Here is a 16,931-nt window from a genome sequence, read left to right on the forward strand (position 1 = left end):
GCTAAACGTAGACCGCTTGTGCGCAGACTGCGTTTGCGCGTTAAACCCCCGCACGCTTACGCCCAGGCCCGCTTCACGCTGGACATTACCCAGTTGCTCAGGTCCTCGAAGATCGTGTAGACCGTCGGCAGCAGGATCAGCGTCAGGATGCCCGAGGTGGTCAGGCCGCCCACGAGGGCCAGGCTGACCGGGCCCCACTGGTTGGCGCCGCGGTCTTCCACGGGACCGAAGATCTCGGGGAAGAGGATGGGGGCCACCATGGGCAGCAGGCCGAAGATGGTCGTCAGGGACGTCATGAGTATCGGCCGCAGCCGGTGCCGGCCGCCCAGGAGCAGGGCCTCCGTGCGGGTCTTCCCTTCCCTGCGCAAATGGTTCACGTGATCGATGAGCACAATGGCGTTGTTCACCGCCAGTCCGGACAGCACAATGACTCCGAGATAGGAGTTCGTGTTCAGCGTCGTCCCGGACAGGTAGAACACGACGAAGGCGCCCACCAGTCCGCAGAGCACCGACAGCAGGATCGTGAAGGGCTGGATGAAGGACTCCGATATGGCCGCCATGATCAGGTAGATGAGCACGACGGAGAGCAGGATGGCGAAGAGAAACTCGCTCTGGGATTCGCGCATCATGTTCCAGTTCCGACCCATGCTCCACGAGTAACCCGGCGGCAGATCGATACCTTCCATCATCTCCGTCACCTGCGTGTTGATCCTGCGCGTCCCGGCCCTTTCGGTATTGCCGCCCACTTCCACCTGTGATTCCCGGTCATGCCGCTCGATGACGTCGGGTCCCTTCTGCTTGGAGAAACTGGCCAGGTTCCCTACGGGGATCATGCCGCCTTCGGCCCGCTCGAAGGTCATGTTCTGCAGCTTCCGCATGCTGGCGCGATCCTCTTCCTCGAGGTGCAGCAGGATGTCCACCTCGCGGTCGTCGGCCTTGAATTTGCCCCTCGCCCGGCTGCTCAGGGCCGCCTGCACGGTCCGGGCGGCCTGTCTCGGCGAGATCCCGTAAGTCTGTGCCACGGCCCGGTCGACCTGGACCTGGATCTCCTCGTCGCCCCGCTCCAGGCTCGTATCCACGTCCTTGAGGCCCGGGATGACCTCCATCCGGGTCCGGATATCCTCGGCGATATTGGAAAGCACCGCCATGTTGTCGCCGCGCAGTTCGACGTCCACGCCCGACTGCCCGCCTCCGTAACGGCGCATCCGTCCGGGTCTCCACCGCACGCCGGCGATCTCGGGCAGTGCGCTGGTGATCCGGGTCTGAAGCTGCGTGGCCGATTCCTGCCGCTCCTCCGGTGGGGTCAGCACGATGCGGATATTTGCCCGGCGCAGGCTGCCGTAGGACGAGATGGATTCGATGTGGAAGTCCTCCTTACGGTCCAGCAGGAGTTTCTCCACGTCCGTAAAGACGGCCTTGACGTCCTCGATGCTGTAGCTGCCCGGCAGGTCCGCGGCGATCGCGATGTCCCGCGTCGGCGCCATGGGCTGGAACTCCGTCTCGATGTTCTGGTACAGCCAGTAGCTGCCGTATAGAATCGCGGCGAAGGAGACTACCGTGACGAAGCGGTGCTTGAGGTTCCAGGCCAGGACCGAAGTGTACAGCCCCGACAGCCTCGCGAAGAACGCCGAGGGCTTGCCCAGCGGCCGGTTGAACAGTCTCGACGATACCAGCGGAATGAGTGTCAGGGCGATGAACACCGCCGCCACCATGACGATGCAGAAGGTGACGACGAAGTCTTTCATGAAGAGCATGAACCGGCTTCCGCCGCCCATGAAGACGAGGGGCATGAAGACGCAAAGGGTCGTCGCGGTGGCCGCGATGATGGCCATGGTCACTTCACGGGTACCCACGACGGCCGCGATCCGCGCCGGCAGATTCGATTCCTGGCGGTGCCGGTAGATGCTCTCCAGCACCACCACGGCGGCGTCCACGAGCATGCCCACCGCCAGCATCAGCCCCATGAGCGAGATCAGGTTGATGGACACCGTGGATCCGGCGCCCTGGCGCAGCAGGTACATGAAGGTGAAGGTGCAGATGATCGATATGGGAATGGCCAGACTGATGATCAGGGTGCTCCGCACGTTCCGCAGGAAGAGGAACAGCACGATGATCGCCAGCATGCCGCCCAGCAGTCCTGTGTTCCGCAGGTCCGAAAGCCGGTCCGTTATGCTCTGCGACTGGTCGAAGAAGACCCGCGTTTCCAGGTCCGCGAACTGGGGCTGCGTCTTGAGTTCATCCAGCACGGACTGGGTGCGTTGCGCCACGTCCACGATGTTGGCGGTGGACGTCTTGTACACTCTGATCGTGACCGCGTCGACCCCGTTCAGGCGCTGGAAGCTGTCGTCCTCCGGGTAGTCGAATTTCACCTCCGCCACGTCGCGCAGCGACAGGGTCGTGCCCGGTATGGGCAGGTTCGCCACCTCGTCGGCCGCCCGGTACTCGTTCACGGAACGGACCGAGTACTTCCGGCCGCCCTCGGTGACCGTCCCGGCCGTCAGGGTGACGTTGTTCTGCACCAGGGTCTGACTGAGATTGAACAGATCCAGGTTGTGGGACTGCAGCTTCTCGCTGTCCACGTGCACGAGCAGCTGCTTTTCGATCATCCCGCTGATTTCCACGTTCGCCACGCCTTCCACGCGCTGGATGCGCGGCTGGATCACCTTGGTGACGATGTTGTAGAACTCCGCGGGATCCCCGCCCCACGCGACGCTGAAGTTGTAGATGGGCATGTCGTTCGGGTTCCAGCGCCGGATGCGGATGCGTTCGACGTCGTCGGGAAGATCGCCCCGGACCTGGTCGATCCGGTCCCGGACCTCCATGGCCGCCATGTTCATGTCCGTGCCCGTCTCGAACTCGATGCGGACCCGCGCGTTGTCGTCGCTGGAATGGGACTCCATGCTCTTCATGTTGCTCAGCGTGCCAAAGGCGTCCTCCAGCGGCCGCGTGATCTGCCGTTCCACTTCCTCGGGCGACGAGGACGGGTACGGCACGCTGACGTTCAGGGACGGGAAGGACATGTCCGGCAGGAACATCAGCGGCAGCTTGGTGTAGGAGATCACGCCAAGGGTGACGACGCTCACGATGACCATGATCGTCGTCACCGGTCGGTTTACGGAAAATTCGGCGATGCTCATGCCTCAGCCACCTCCTGGGATACCGGTTGTCCGGCAGTACGTGTAAACAGACTGTATACTCTTGCCATGGCCGACTCTATCGTCATGTAGATGAGCGGCACGAGGACCAGCGTCACCATCGTGCCGGCGATGAGTCCGCCGATCACGGTTACGGCCATGGGCGCGCGCAACTCGGCGCCTTCACCCACGCCGATAGCCATGGGCAGCAGGCCGAGGACCGTGGTCGCCGTCGTCATCATGATGGGCCAGAGGCGCGTCTGGGCCGCCTCGACGATGGCCTCCTGCAGTTCGGTGCCCCTGCGGCGCAGCTGGTTGATGTAATCCACCAGCACGATGGCGTTATTCACCACGATCCCGGTCAGCATGATCACCCCGATCAGCACAACCACGCTGATCGTCTGTCCCGTGAGCACGAGCGTGAGGACCACGCCGATGATGGAAAAGGGGAAGGTGAACATGATCACGAAGGGATGGAGCAGCGATTCGAACTGCGACGCCATGACCAGGTAGACGAGAAAGATCGAGAGCAGAATGGCGAACTGCAGGCTGGCGAAGGCCACCTGCATCTCCTCGTTCTGCCCCTTGATGCCCACGACGAAATCGATGGGCAGGCGAAAACTGTCGATGATTCCCTGGATGTCCTCCGCCACGTCGCCGAGCGAACGGCCCGACAACCCCGCGGACACGATGGCCACGCGCTGCTGGTTGACCCGCCGGATCTCGCTCGGGCCCTGGGAGACGTGGACTTCCGCAACCGCCGACAGGGGGACTGGCACGGTGCCTTCCGGGTTTACCACCAGCCGTCGGATGGCGTCCAGGCTCAGCCGGGTCTCATCCTCGGCCCACACGCGGATATCGATCTTCCGGTCCCGGCGGGTGAGCTCCGTGGCCACGTTGCCCTGGACCTTGTTCTGCACGATCTGCGTGACCGTACCCAGGTTGAGCCCCAGGTTGGCAAGCTTCCGGCGGTCGAAGAGGATCTGGACCTCGGGATTCCCGCCTTCCATGCTCGCCTTCACGTCGGTGAGGCCGGGCACCGTGGACATTTCCGCCGCGAGTCCCTCGGAAACCTCCGTCAGCCGGGTCAGGTTGTACCCGCTGACTTCCACCTCCACCGGGTTCTTGAAACTGAAAAGCGCGGGACGGGCGAACTCGGGCGCCTCGATGCCGGGAATGGATTCGAAATCCATCCGCAGGCGGTTCATCACGGTCTCTTCCACCTCGCCACGCAGGCCCGGTTCCAGCCGGATGTGCAGCTGGCCGATGTTCTCCCGCTCCTCGCCCGCGTTGCCGCCGGACTGGCCCATGGTTCCCGCCAGCACATACACGGTGCTCACTTCCGGGTAGTCCCCGGCGATGTCCGACATGCGGTTCAACGCATCCTCGGTCACGGGCAGCGGCGTGCCCACGGGCAGCTTGACGTTGACGAAGAACTCGCCCTGGCTCATCTCGGGGATCAGCTCGATGCCGATCGTGGGTACGACATACAGGGAACCGGCCAGCAGGGCGGTCCCGGTGAACAACGTCAGCACGCGGTGTCCCAGGGCCCAGCGCAGGAACGGCGGGTAGGTCCGCTGGATGACCGGGAAGATCCGGTCGAAAACCCAGCCCACCGGCCATAGCGCCACGCGCACCAGTCCCCAGACCGTGAAAAGCACCCACCGGACGATGTAGAATACGCCCGTTACGATATAGCCCAGTCCGCGTGAGAAAGCACTCCAGACGGCCCCGATCACGGACCGGATCTTACCCAGTGACGTGGTCGGATCCGGTTGTGGACGGGATTCGTCGTCCGCGTACGGTTCCCGGTCGCGGTGCAGGATCGACGAAATGACCGGGATCAGGGTGACGGCCACCAGGGTGGCCACGATGAGCGAGAAGGTGACGGCCAGCGCCAGGTCCCGGAACAATTGCCCGGCGATGCCCTCCACGAAGACGATGGGCACGAAGACGCATACCGTGGTCAGCGTCGCGGCCACGACGGCCTGTCCGACTTCCGATGCGCCGAGGCGAACACGCTCCGCAATGGGCAGGTCGCCCCCTCGCCTGCGGTGCCGGTCGATGCCCTCCAGCACCACGATGGAGTTGTCCACCAGCATGCCGACCCCCAGGGCCAGCCCGCCGAGGGACATGATGTTCAGCGATACGTCGAAGGCGTACAGGAAGAAGAAGGTGGTGACCACCGAAATGGGGATGGACACGCCGATGATGAGACTGCTCGAACTCCGCAGGAACAGGTACAGCACCAGGATGGCGAGGATACCGCCGTACATGGCCGTCTTGAGCACCTCGTCCACCGACTGCTGGATGAAGATCGACTGGTCGAAGACCACCTCCAGGTTCACGCCGGAAGTGAGTCCCGCCACGGTCTCCCGCACCGAATCCAGCCGGTCCTTGACCACGCGCCCCACCTGGATCGTATTGGTGCCGGCTTCCTTGTAGATGGCGATCTCGATGCTCTCCCGGCCATCGATCCGCGCCGACAGCTTGCGTTCCTTGTGGCTTTTCGTCACCGTGGCTACGTCGGAGAGCAGGATGGGCACGGTGTTGACCTGGCCGACGATGATGTCGCCGATCTCGTCCACGGCCTGGAACTCGTTCAGGATGCGTACCAGGTATTCCGTCTCGCCGTCCTTGATGGTTCCTCCGGCGACGTTCACGTTCTCCTGCTCGAGCCGGGTGGCCACCTGGGTGATGGGAATGCCTAGGCTGGCCAGCCTGGACTCGTCCAGCTCCACGTGGATTTCCTCTTCCAGGCCGCCGCTGATCTTGACCGCGGCGACGCCCTCGAGGGCTTCCAGCTCGCGCTTGATCTCCTCTTCCGCCATGATGCGCAGGGCGGTAAGGCTCTCATTCCCGGAAAGGGCGATGCGCAGGATCGGATCGAGACTCGGGTCGAACCGGAGCAGGATGGGTTTCTCCGCCGCCTGGGGCAGGTTGAGCAGGTCGATCTTCTCCCGCACGTTCAGGCTGGCGAAATCCATGTTGGTGCCCCATTCGAACTCCAGGATGACGTCGGACCGTTCGGGGCGGGAAATGGAGCTGACGCGCACCACGCCGGTGACCACGCCCACCGCCTCTTCGATGGGCTCGGAGATGAGGTTTTCGATCTCGTTGGGCGCGGCGCCGACGTACTCGGTGCGCACCGTCAGGGTCGGGTACGTGATGTCCGGCAGGAGATTGATGGGCAGCCGCGAAAACGCGATGAAGCCGAAGAGCAGCATCGCCGTCATCAGCATGATGATCGTGACGGGCCTGCCGATGGAAAATCCGATGATCTTCATGTATAGTTTACCAGTTTACCGTGTTACCTGCTTACTGCGTTACCTTCGGATTCAATGCTATTCAATGTTCGTCGCCGATCAGATTATGGATCATCTCGACCAGTGCCTTGCTCGCCTCCTCCATGGACTTCGTCTCGCGACGCGCGCCGACGTAGAGGTCCGCATACTGCTGGCAGATCTGAAGCGACGGCGTGAAGGCACCGGCCGAATCCAGTTCACGGCGCACGCCTTCCACCGTGCGATGGAACATCTCGACCGTGTCGAGGAAACCGTCTTTCAGTTCCGCCTTTTTCACTTCATCCCATGCCTTGGCCGGCACATCGCCTATTTCGGCCGGCTTGCAATCGCACAGGGTGTGCAGTTTCGGCCAGATGGCCCGGAACCGTTTTTCCACCTCTTCACGCTTGCCGTCCTCGGGATTTTCGAGGGTCAGGGACCTCTGGATCAGTTTCTCGTACTCCGGTCCTTCCTGGGCCGTGGCCGGGAACGAGATTGACGCAACGAGCAGCAAGATAAACCAACGCATAATCCATCTCCCGTGATTGTGCTTGTTGATTCCGCGCCTGCGTCTGTTTCTGCTTGCACGGTGATTGCGCGAGTACGGCTATACTAATGTATATACATCCGCGTTCATCTTCCCGCGTTATCTTCCCGTCTTCATCTTCCGTGAAGAGTCGCCGTGCTACTGCGGCCGTCCCCCTCCGCGCTGTGTACGCATCTGGCGCATCTGCTGGATCAGGAACGCCCGCTGCCTTTCTTCGTCATCCGCGAAAGCCGGGTCTTCCTCCATCTGCTTATCGTAGGCCGCTTTGATCTCGGGGTTCTGGAACATCCGCTCCTTCATCTGATCCAGGTCCATGGCCATCATCCTGTTGCCGCCGCGCATACCGCCATCGCCACCGCCGGGTCGACCTCCGGCCCCTTCTCCCGCGCCGTCCATGGCGGCTCCGCTGGTGGCGGCTCCGCTGGTGGCGGCTCCGCTGGTGGCGGCTCCGCGTGCGCCGGCGTTGCCTTCCTGCGCCGCCGGACGCTGTGCCGAACCTTCCCCGCCTCCACCCATGCCGCCTGCAATCCCGTCCGCGGCGGGCGGGATCTGCCCGGCAATGCGGACGGGTGCTCCGTTACGGAGTCCCTCCTGCCCCACGGTGATGATGGAGTCGCCGTCGGACAGGCCGGAAATCACCTCCACGTAATCCCCTTCCGCGATGCCGATTTCAAGAAGCCGCTTCTCGGCCGTGCCGTCCCGGAACAGGAAGGCGTAGGATCCCTCGGCTTCCGCCACCAGCGCTTTCTTCTCGACCTGCAGGACGTCTTCGTGGATCGCGATCACCAAGTTGACCGTGGTGAACATGCCCGGGCGCAGCGTTCCCCTGCGATCCCGGATTTCCACGGTGACCTTGACCGTCCCGCTCTGGGGATCCACGATGGGACTTATCCGGGCGACCCGGCCCGTGTGGGTCTGGTCCGATCCTTCGACATTGATGCGCACCGACTGTCCCGCCCGGACCTGTCCGATGTCCTTTTCCGGCACGTAGATGCGGGCGAGCAGCGGGTCGAGATCCGCCGTGCGGAATACCACGTCATTCGCATTCACGAGGTTCCCCACCTCGATCAATCGCTCTGTGATGATGCCGGCGAAGGGACTTCGGACCGTGGCATAGGCCAGTTGCAGCTTCGCCGATTCGTACTGGGTCCGGGCCGCTTCGTACTGGAACTTGGTCTGTTCGAATTCCTGGCTGCTGAGCAGTTCCTGTTCCAGCAGCTCCTGGGACCGGTTGTAATTCGATTCCAGGCTGTTCATGTTCACTTCCCGCTCCTGCAGCGTCAATTCCAGCGCGTCGGTGTCGAGCTGGGCCAGCGGCTGGCCTTCCTCCGCGCGGTCGCCCTCCTCGACCAGGATGGTCTTCACGAGCCCCTGCGTGCGGGAGACGACGTCCACGTGCCGCTCGGCCTCGAGCGACGTATAGGTAAGCAGCGTCGCCGCGATGTTGCCCCGCCCCACGGTTTTCACCTCGACCGGTATGGAAGCCCCGGTGCGCGCCATGGCGCCCATGCCGGGCCGCCCGCCGCGCTGATTCTGAGCCGCGTTGTCTTCCGCTTCCTCCTCGCCGCCGCAGGCAAGGGTCCCCGCCATGGCCAACGCCACCGACCAGCACGCCAGTTTCCTCATCCCAAACCGCTTGAACATGAACTGCTCCTTCAATTGTAAGATCCGGTACACGCCGGTCTTGTCGTCTCACTGCCCGCCTGGCAGGCTATTCCTTTCCATCGCACCTGGGTCGGGTTGTTCCTGCGCACCGAAATCAATGGCGCGCCTTCCCGCCGGCACGTCCCGCTATCTTCGCCGGTATCCGTTCCGGAACCGCTCCTTGATCATGGCGAAGAACTTCGTCTGTTGCTCGGGGGTCAACACGTCCTTGTGCGCCAGGATGTATTCAAAAACGATGGCTTCCCGCTCCGCCTGCAGCGAATCCATCTGCGCCTTGATCCGGTCTACCTCCCCACGGTCGGCATCCGGCGCCATGAGCAGATCGTACAACTGGTCCCGTTTTTCGCGGTATCCATCCCGGTAGGGTGTCATCCGTTCCCCGAGTTCGGCGCGCATTGTCCTGACCTGTTCCGCCTGGGCTTCGGTGAGTCCGAGGCGTTCGGTTACGGACATCCGGGCCTCGCGCCTGCTTTCACGGCCGCGCCGCTCGTCGTCGCCCCAGCGGTGATACGCACGGGTCGCCAGCGAAGCGAGATTGATGACCGTGAGCAGGACCACGCCCCATATGATCAGCTTTTTCTTCATCCGTCCCGACCGTTCCTCGCAAATGGGTTCGGCTTACCTGTTAATAGTCTCGAAGTTCATACTTGCCTTTCACTTACCTGCCAGTATCGTCCAGGGGTGCGTCCCAGTCCAGCAACAGGTATTCCTGGCCGACCGATTCTGCGGTGACGTCCTGCAGGTCTTCGGCCAGCGTAAAGGCCAGAACGTTCGACTCGGCGATCGGCGCTTCCAGCTGCGCAGTTTCTCCGTTGGGACCGCTGCCGAGATAGGCGCCGATCAGGATCCCCACGGCCAGCGTGGCGGCCATCAGCGCCGGACGGGCAAGCCAGTCCAGCTTCGATCCGGCCGCCGGACCGGTTCCGACGGGCTCTTCGCCCCGGAGGGCGGTCTCGAAGCGCATACGGAGCCGCAGGGTGGGACCGGATACGCGCAGAAGCGTGTCGGAATCCCATGTCGCGCGCAGCACGTTCACCCGCTCCCGGCACCGCGGGCAGGTACGCAGGTGTTCCTCGCACCGTGCCAGCTCTTCCGAGGGCAGATCCCCGTCGATATAGAGAAACACCCGGTCTTCAAGGAAACGATGATTCATGGCAGGCACCCGCCTGATAAGGGTCGTCGTGTTTCTTACGGCGATTACGTTGTTTATGTCTTTTACGTTTATTCTTTTACGTTTATGTCGTTTGCGTCGTTTAGATTGCGCGGTCGAGCCGTGCGGCCGTCACCCGCTGTTATCCTCTTCCTGTAAACTTAGACAACCTGTCCGTCCAATCCATTCGATTTTTATGCAGCGTGTCGCGGCATGATCGTCCCCACCGGTTCAAAGTTCGTCCAGATGCGGCCGCAGCCGCCTGCCCAGGCTGGTCTTGGCCCGGTGCAGCAGGGACTCCACCGCGGAAGGGGTACAGTCCATGGCTTCGGCGATAGCCTTGTAGGACATGCGCTCGAAATGGGAGAGGATCAGCGCGGTACGCTGCCGCTCGGGTAACGCATCGATCGCCTGCCCGACGATGCGTTCCCGGTCCGCCTGCTGGAGGTCTTCCTCGACGCTCCGGTCCCGGAGCATCGCCGTCTCGTCGGCGCCCTCGTTCCAGAAATCCAGGGCGAGCCACTGCAGCCGGCGTTTCCGGCGCCGGACGTTGAGGCACTGGTTGACGGCGATCCGGTAGAGCCAGGTCCCCGGATCGGCGTCCCCGCGAAACCGGTCGTAAGCCTGCATGGCCCGGACGAAAACATCCTGGGTAATGTCCTCCGCCTCCTGTGGATTTCCCATGAGCCGGTAGCAGGTCTGGTAGATGCGCCCATGCCAGGCATCGAACAGCCTTCGAAAGACCTCCTGCCTGTCTTCCGGCGCATTCCCCTTGAGCTCACCGGATCGATGGGTATCGGGCATTTTCCACGGCACCTTCGGGTCATCTTGGCGGATCGGGCGGTCCGCGCGGTCGCCGCCACCAAACTCCTGATTACATTCATGAAAACGCGGGCCATCTTACCCTTGCGCGCGGTCCGCGCGGTCGCTATAATAAAAACGGCTTGTAAACCGATGTTTCAAGCCAAAGTCTAGCATTCTGCCGAACCCGACTGAACGCGATGGGCCGCGGACCTTTCGCCGAAATCCCCATTTCGTCCGGGGTTTTCACCGAACCCGGTTTCCATCCACAATATACCGCTAAGACGCCGATTTCTTGTCTATATGTTGAGGCATCCGATCACGGACGAGGCGTAAAACCCCTGCCACGGGGCACGACGGAGGTGGTTATGTCAGCCATTACCGACGAACAGATGGCCTTTTTCGAAGACCAGGGTTACCTGATGGTGCGGGGCCTGCTGGATCCGGACGAAGTACTCGAGCCCGTTATCGAGGAATACGGGACCGTGCTCGACCAGCTGGCGGATGAGCTTTACCTGGCGGGCAAGATCGAATCCAGGTACGAAGACCTGCCTTTTGGCGAGCGGATCACGAAAGTCTGGGGGGAAAGCGGCGTGGTCCACCAGCAGTATTTCGATTTCACGCTGCCTCAGGGCAACATAAAGGAAGATACGCCCTTCTGGTGCGGTCCCGCGGTGTTCAACGTCCTGACCAACCCGCGGCTGCTCGACGCCGTGGAATGCTTCATCGGTCCCGAGATCTACTCCAACCCGGTCCAGCACGTGCGCATCAAGCTGCCCGAGCATCTGACGCCGGTCAACCCCAGCACAGGCCGCATTCAGCTCGGCATATCGCCGTGGCACCAGGACAACGGCGTCGTCACGGAGGAGGCCGACGACACCGACATGCTGACGGTCTGGTTCTCGCTGAAGGAGGCGACGGTCGAACAGGGATGTCTCACCGTCATCCCCGAAAGCCACCGCGACGGCCTGCTCCACCACTGTCCCGATATCTGGGGCCTCGAAATCCCCGAGAAGGTGAAGGACCGGTCCGCCGCCGTTCCCCAGCCGACCAGGCCCGGCGACGTCCTGTTCCTGCACAAGCACACCTGCCACTCGTCGCTGCCCAACAAGAGCAACGAGATCCGGTGGAGCTACGACCTGCGGTACAACCCGATCGGCCAGGCCTCGGGGCGGGGCGCCTTCCCGGGATTCGTAGCCCGCAGCAAGGCCAGCCCGGAGCGGATCCTGACCGATCCCGTCGCGTGGAACCAGATGTGGGTGGATGCCAGGGACGCCCTCGCCGGTCTGCCCAACCCGTCCTTCAATCGCTGGAGCAGGGACCACGAGCTCTGCGCGTAGGGGTTTTGGACAGCCGGAGACGATGGGTGCCGGTCCGCGTCTCACTCGAGACGTACGCCTACCGTCTCGTTACTCGAAATGCACGCCTGCTGTCGCGGCTGTCTCCACCAGGAACCGCCTGACCTCCGCTACCTCGCCGTAGTCGGTCAGGTGCTCGACTACCACGCACGTCCAGTCCGGCAGCGACGCCGCACGGCGCAGCAGGCGCGCGTAGTCCAGCACGCCCCGACCGGCAGGCTGCTCATCGAGATGGACGATCAGCGGCACGTCTCGAGGCGCCGCATCCTTGGCGTGGACGTTCACGATCCGGCTTCCCAGGCGGTCGAAGGCGTCGTCGATGAAATCGCCGGACCTGTAGAGTGACAGGGGATCCAGGATGTTGGCAGGGTCGAAGTTGATGCCGGCACCGGGGTGGTCGACTTCCTCCATCAGCGTCATCGCCCTGTCCACGGTGGACAGGATCGTCATCAGGGACATCTCCGGGGCGATAAGCACCCCGTGCCCGGCCGCGTACGGCCCGATCTCTTTCAATGCCTCGATAAGACGCTCCAGCGCCGCCGCGCCGTGATTCTCCGGATGGGGAAACCATGGATTCGCCGGGTGCATGCCGCCGGCCTCGGTCAGAAGCACGCGGCAGCCGAGGGCCGCGGCCAGGGGAATCCGGTCCCGCAGGATGCGCAGTTGGGCGGCAGACTCGGTGGCGTCGGGCCGCACCAGCGGGGTACCCACACTCCACCCCTGGCCGATGGAAACCCCTGCCTCGTCCAGGTTCTTCCTGATTAGCGCGCATTCGTCCACATCGACGGATACCGTCGGCTCCAGGTCCACGCCGATGACGTCGAAACCCAACTCCCTGACCCAGCTTGCGGTCCCCTTCGTGATCCGGTCCAGGGGCGGGACGAAACTATCCAGGCAGAGTCGCATGATGGAAACGAATAGATTAATTAACCTGCGTATTATGAATTAGTTATACAGACAAACGGCCGCGCTGCGTGAAGAAATTGACACTTTTGGATGTAATTTCATATATATGTATACCGAACGCACGTAATTACAAGACGATCCTGCGACAACGGCACAAAAGGACGGCATACCGGTGAGCAGCAAGGACTTCTTCGACCGCGTCGCCCGGGACTGGGACGAGATGCGCGAAAGCTATTACTCCGATGACGTCAGGGCGGGCGCCCTGGCTGCCGCCGGGGTCCGTCGAGGCAGAATCGCCGCCGACATCGGCGCCGGCACGGGCTTTATCTCACAGGGTCTGATCCAGGCGGGATTACGGGTCATTGCGGTCGATCAGTCCGGGGTAATCCTGAACGAAATGAAGCGAAAATTCGAGGACATCGACGTGATCGACTATCGCATCGGGAGCGCGGAGGACCTGCCCATTTCCGACGAAACGGTCGACTATGCATTTGCCAACATGTGCCTCCACCACGTTGAATCCCCGCCGGGCGCCATCCGGGAAATGACCAGAATCCTGAAACCCGGGGGTAAACTCGTGATCACGGACGCGGACGAGCACGAATTCGAATTTCTGCGCGAAGAACACCACGACCGCTGGCTGGGGTTCAATAGATCTGATATAAAGGGATGGTTTGAGGCCGCGGGACTGACCGACGTAGGGGTCGACAACGTCGGATCCTGCTGCGAAGTGCAGTCGACTTGCTGCGACGATTTCGCCCGGATCGGGATATTCGTGGCCGCGGGTGAAAAACAGCCGTGAGTAACGGTCACGATACGTGGTCGCCGGTCTTGTAATCGTGTAACATTGGGAATCAGTACATTCGGATACCGACAACATCGTTTTCAGGACGTCCCCGTGCATCCCAGTACTGAACACATACCCATCGTAATCTGTCCGGACCACAAGGCACTGTCGAAGACGGTCGCACGCGAAATCGTCGATTACGCCAGGAGCCGCGCAGAGCAGGGTCAGTTGGCCGTGCTCGGCCTCTGCACGGGCTCCACGCCCATCGACGTATACGGTGAGCTCATCGCCATTCATCGCGGCGGCGTCAGCTTCGAGAACGTCGTCACGTTCAATCTCGACGAATACTACCCCATGTCGAGACAGTCGACTCAGAGCTATCACCGGTACATGCGGGAAAACCTCTTCGACCACGTCGACATACCGGACGACCAGGTCTTCGTTCCCCTGGGCGACCTGGCGCCGGAAGAAATCGAGGAACATTGCGACTGGTACGAGGAACGCATCCGTGCGGTGGGCGGCATCGGCATCCAGCTTCTGGGCGTCGGTCGGACGGGGCATATCGGTTTTAACGAACCCGGCTCGCTGCCCGACACCCGGACCCGCTTGATCCGGCTGGACGAGATTACGCGCAAGGACGCCGCCTCCAGTTTCCACGGTGAGGAGAACGTGCCCATCGAGGCCGTGACCATGGGCGTCGGCACCATCCTCGACGCGGAGCGTATCATCCTCATGGCCACGGGGGAGCACAAGGCCCCCATCGTCCGGGAGGCCGTCGAAGGCGAGGTGAGTCCCCTCGTGGCGGCCAGCTATCTGCAGAACCATCCGAACGCCACGGTCTTCACCGATCCGGCCGCATCGAGCGAACTTACCCGCGTCAAGCTGCCCTGGCTGAACAACCACGCGGTGGACTGGACCGACCAGCTTTCGCGGCGTGCCGTGCTATGGCTGTGCGAGCAGACGGACAAGCCGGTGCTGCACCTGCAGCGGCGGGATTACAACGCCCACGACCTGTACTCCCTGGTCGACACCGTCCCGTCCGTCGACGAGCTGAACCGGAAGACCTTCGACGCGGTCCGCGCCAAGATATACGGACGCCAGGACCTGTTCACCAACAGGCGGTGCATCTGCTTTTCGCCCCACCCGGACGACGACGTCATCTCCATGGGCGGCACGCTGTTCCGCCTGGCCGGCGTCGGCAACGACATCACCATCGCCTACATGACCAGCGGCAACATCGCCGTCTTCGACGAGGACGTGAAACGGCTCATCGACTTCATCGGGCTGACCTTCCGCGACCTGGGATGTCCCCACGAAAGGTTCGACGGCATCGTGGAAACGGTCCGGTCCTTCCTCGACGGGAAACAGCCCGGCCAGATCGACCTCCCCGAGGTGCAGGTCATCAAGACCAACATCCGCCGGTCCGAGGCCATCGCGGCGGCGTCGACCGTGAACATCCCGCCGGAGAAGACCCGGTTCCTGGACCTGCCCTTCTACAAGACCGGCCAGGTGAAGAAAAACCCCGTCTGCGAAGACGACGTCGGCATCGTCCTGAAGCTGCTGAACGAAATCCGCCCGGAGGTCGTCTTCGTCGCCGGAGACCTGTCCGACCCCCACGGCACCCACCGCGTGTGCAAGGAAGTCATCGACCAGGCGCTCGCCGTCTACGACCGGACGAAGCCGGACGTGTGGCTTTACCGTGGCGCCTGGCAGGAGTGGGAAGTGGACGAGGCGGACGTCTTCATCCCCCTTTCCTATGAAGACCTCCAGCGCAAGATCCAGGCCATCTTCCGCCACGAGTCCCAGAAAGACACCGCCATGTTCCCGGGCGCGTACGACGACCGGGAGTTCTGGGAGCGCGTGCAGGACCGAAATACCCACACGGCCCGGCGCCTGGACAAACTGGGTTTTCCCCAGTACTACGCCATGGAAGCCTTCGTCCTGGAACGCGGCGAGCCGTAAAACCTCCGCATGCCGCACATGCCGCGCCGGCCGTAAAACCTCCGCATGCCGCACATGCCGCGCCGGCCGGTAAATCCCGCAGCCACGCTCCGCGAAAAGCTGTTGATCTTCCGATCATCATTCCATTATATTGGCCTGCTTGATTGACGGCGCCGCGCAGGGGCCTCGACGGCTCCTGACCTGAAGTGGGGTCTGGCAGATATCGATTCATCGACCGGGAATCCCGGATTATCGGAGGCACATGTGCGCATAGCGGTATTTGGTACTGGTGGCGTAGGTGGTTATTACGGGGGGCGACTCGCCGAGGCAGGGGAAGACGTCGTCTTCATCGCACGCGGTCCGCATCTGGAAGCGTTGCGCGAAAACGGCCTTCGCGTGGAAAGTACGAAGGGCGATTTTACGCTGCCCTCGATCCAGGTCACCGGTGACCCTGAGGAAGCCGGCGACGTGGACGTGGTTATGCTCTGCGTCAAGTGCTGGCAGGTACCTGAGGCCGTCGAGGGACTGCGTCCCCTTCTCGGACCGGACACCTGTATTCTGCCCATGGAAAACGGCGTGGAGACGCCGGAGCAACTTGCCGCTGAGTTCGGCTGGCGCCATGTGCTTGGCGGGGTCTGCGGAATCGTCTCCTTCATCGCCGAACCGGGACTCATCCGACACGTGGCCTATGAACCTTTCGTCAACTTCGGCGAATGGGACAACCGCTCGAGTGAACGGGTAGACCGGCTGCGCCAGGCTTTTGAGCGCGCCAAGGGACTTATTGTAGACACGCCGGCAGACATTCAGGCCGCCATGTGGCGCAAGTACATCCTCATCGCTTCGTGGAGCGGGATCGGCGGCGTAACCCGCGCGCCGATTGGCGTCGTCCGAAGCCAGCCTGGTACGCGCAGGCTCCTCGAGACGGCCATGGAAGAGATTCACCAGGTGGCCACCGCCCTGGGCGTCAGGCTTCCGGACGACATCGTAGCCCGGACCCTGGCCATCCTGGACAGCGTCGAATACGGCGGCACAGCCTCCATGCAGCGGGATATCATGGAAGGACGATTCTCCGAGCTGGAGGCACAGACCGGCGCGCTGGTCCGCATGGGAAAGGAAGCGGGCGTGGCCACACCGGTAAACGATTTCATCTACCACGCGCTGCGGCCCATGGAACTCCGCACCCGGGGACAGGTATCCTTCGAGGCCCCCTGAGGTACGATCCGGGGTTGTTTCCGGCGCTTCCCATGGCATGGGCAGGTGTCTCTGCCGGCGTCTTGAGACGGCGCAATGCGTTTCCAGACCCAGCGGACCGTACGCAGTTCGCGCAGCACCTGTCCGCACGCAGGGCGTGTTCCGGC

At 62.7% G+C, this 16,931-nt stretch carries 12 protein-coding genes; 4 read left to right on the plus strand and 8 right to left on the minus strand.

Translation table 11 applies throughout. From position 1 onward, the window contains the following. Positions 1 to 56: 56 nt before the first annotated feature. From OXG98_19640 to OXG98_19670, 7 genes are all read right to left on the minus strand, one after another. The gene (locus OXG98_19640; GenBank protein MCY3774224.1) at positions 57 to 3,137 is read right to left on the minus strand and encodes an efflux RND transporter permease subunit; all 3,081 of its coding nucleotides are present in this window, start codon (positions 3,135 to 3,137) and stop codon (positions 57 to 59) included. Next, entirely contained in the window at positions 3,134 to 6,421 is a 3,288-nt protein-coding gene (locus OXG98_19645; GenBank protein MCY3774225.1) for an efflux RND transporter permease subunit, read from the minus strand. The genes OXG98_19640 and OXG98_19645 overlap by 4 nt, the downstream gene beginning before the upstream one ends. A 61-nt stretch (positions 6,422 to 6,482) precedes the next feature. Next, positions 6,483 to 6,947, minus strand: a complete 465-nt coding sequence (locus tag OXG98_19650; GenBank protein MCY3774226.1) for a hypothetical protein — start codon at positions 6,945 to 6,947, stop codon at positions 6,483 to 6,485. A 156-nt stretch (positions 6,948 to 7,103) separates the two neighbouring features. Further along, a complete protein-coding gene (locus tag OXG98_19655; protein MCY3774227.1) occupies positions 7,104 to 8,609 on the minus strand; it encodes an efflux RND transporter periplasmic adaptor subunit in 1,506 nt (501 codons plus the stop codon). Between the two features lie 147 nt (positions 8,610 to 8,756). Next, a complete protein-coding gene (locus tag OXG98_19660; GenBank protein MCY3774228.1) occupies positions 8,757 to 9,215 on the minus strand; it encodes a Spy/CpxP family protein refolding chaperone in 459 nt (152 codons plus the stop codon). Positions 9,216 to 9,288: 73 nt separating this feature from the next. Then, entirely contained in the window at positions 9,289 to 9,783 is a 495-nt protein-coding gene (locus OXG98_19665) for a zf-HC2 domain-containing protein (protein MCY3774229.1), read from the minus strand. A 228-nt stretch (positions 9,784 to 10,011) separates the two neighbouring features. Continuing rightward, complete coding sequence (locus tag OXG98_19670; GenBank protein ID MCY3774230.1) at positions 10,012 to 10,584, minus strand: RNA polymerase sigma factor; 573 nt, start codon at positions 10,582 to 10,584, stop codon at positions 10,012 to 10,014. 365 nt (positions 10,585 to 10,949) lie between these two features. Here OXG98_19670 and OXG98_19675 point away from each other — a divergent pair, with 365 nt between their 5' ends. After that, positions 10,950 to 11,921, plus strand: coding sequence for a phytanoyl-CoA dioxygenase family protein (locus tag OXG98_19675; GenBank protein ID MCY3774231.1), 972 nt, complete (start codon positions 10,950 to 10,952; stop codon positions 11,919 to 11,921). A gap of 69 nt (positions 11,922 to 11,990) precedes the next feature. On the opposite strand, the gene OXG98_19680 is transcribed toward OXG98_19675, so the two are convergent. After that, positions 11,991 to 12,845 (minus strand): sugar phosphate isomerase/epimerase, encoded by an 855-nt coding sequence (locus tag OXG98_19680; GenBank protein ID MCY3774232.1) that lies wholly within the window; start codon positions 12,843 to 12,845, stop codon positions 11,991 to 11,993. 172 nt (positions 12,846 to 13,017) lie between these two features. Between OXG98_19680 and OXG98_19685 the strand changes: the two genes are divergently transcribed. The 3 genes from OXG98_19685 to OXG98_19695 all read left to right on the plus strand — a co-directional run bounded on the left by OXG98_19685 (position 13,018) and on the right by OXG98_19695 (position 16,785). Beyond that, the gene (locus tag OXG98_19685; protein ID MCY3774233.1) at positions 13,018 to 13,647 is read left to right on the plus strand and encodes a class I SAM-dependent methyltransferase; all 630 of its coding nucleotides are present in this window, start codon (positions 13,018 to 13,020) and stop codon (positions 13,645 to 13,647) included. A 96-nt stretch (positions 13,648 to 13,743) separates the two neighbouring features. Continuing rightward, positions 13,744 to 15,594, plus strand: a complete 1,851-nt coding sequence (gene nagB / locus OXG98_19690; protein MCY3774234.1) for a glucosamine-6-phosphate deaminase — start codon at positions 13,744 to 13,746, stop codon at positions 15,592 to 15,594. A gap of 243 nt (positions 15,595 to 15,837) precedes the next feature. Further along, positions 15,838 to 16,785 (plus strand): 2-dehydropantoate 2-reductase, encoded by a 948-nt coding sequence (locus tag OXG98_19695; protein MCY3774235.1) that lies wholly within the window; start codon positions 15,838 to 15,840, stop codon positions 16,783 to 16,785. The last annotated feature ends 146 nt before the right edge of the window (positions 16,786 to 16,931 follow it).

The organism is Gemmatimonadota bacterium (genome assembly GCA_026706345.1).
Classification (GTDB): Bacteria; JAAXHH01; JAAXHH01; order JAAXHH01; family JAAXHH01; genus JAAXHH01.

Bases quoted from the DNA above. Each gene is read 5' to 3' on its own strand.
- OXG98_19645 (MCY3774225.1), bottom strand. From the start codon at position 6,421: ATGAAGATCATCGGATTTTCCATCGGCAGGCCCGTCACGATCATCATG.
- OXG98_19665 (MCY3774229.1), bottom strand. From the start codon at position 9,783: ATGAATCATCGTTTCCTTGAAGACCGGGTGTTTCTCTATATCGACGGG.
- OXG98_19655 (MCY3774227.1), bottom strand. From the start codon at position 8,609: ATGTTCAAGCGGTTTGGGATGAGGAAACTGGCGTGCTGGTCGGTGGCG.
- OXG98_19680 (MCY3774232.1), bottom strand. From the start codon at position 12,845: ATGCGACTCTGCCTGGATAGTTTCGTCCCGCCCCTGGACCGGATCACG.
- OXG98_19660 (MCY3774228.1), bottom strand. From the start codon at position 9,215: ATGAAGAAAAAGCTGATCATATGGGGCGTGGTCCTGCTCACGGTCATC.
- OXG98_19640 (MCY3774224.1), bottom strand. From the start codon at position 3,137: ATGAGCATCGCCGAATTTTCCGTAAACCGACCGGTGACGACGATCATG.
- OXG98_19675 (MCY3774231.1), top strand. From the start codon at position 10,950: ATGTCAGCCATTACCGACGAACAGATGGCCTTTTTCGAAGACCAGGGT.
- OXG98_19670 (MCY3774230.1), bottom strand. From the start codon at position 10,584: ATGCCCGATACCCATCGATCCGGTGAGCTCAAGGGGAATGCGCCGGAA.
- OXG98_19650 (MCY3774226.1), bottom strand. From the start codon at position 6,947: ATGCGTTGGTTTATCTTGCTGCTCGTTGCGTCAATCTCGTTCCCGGCC.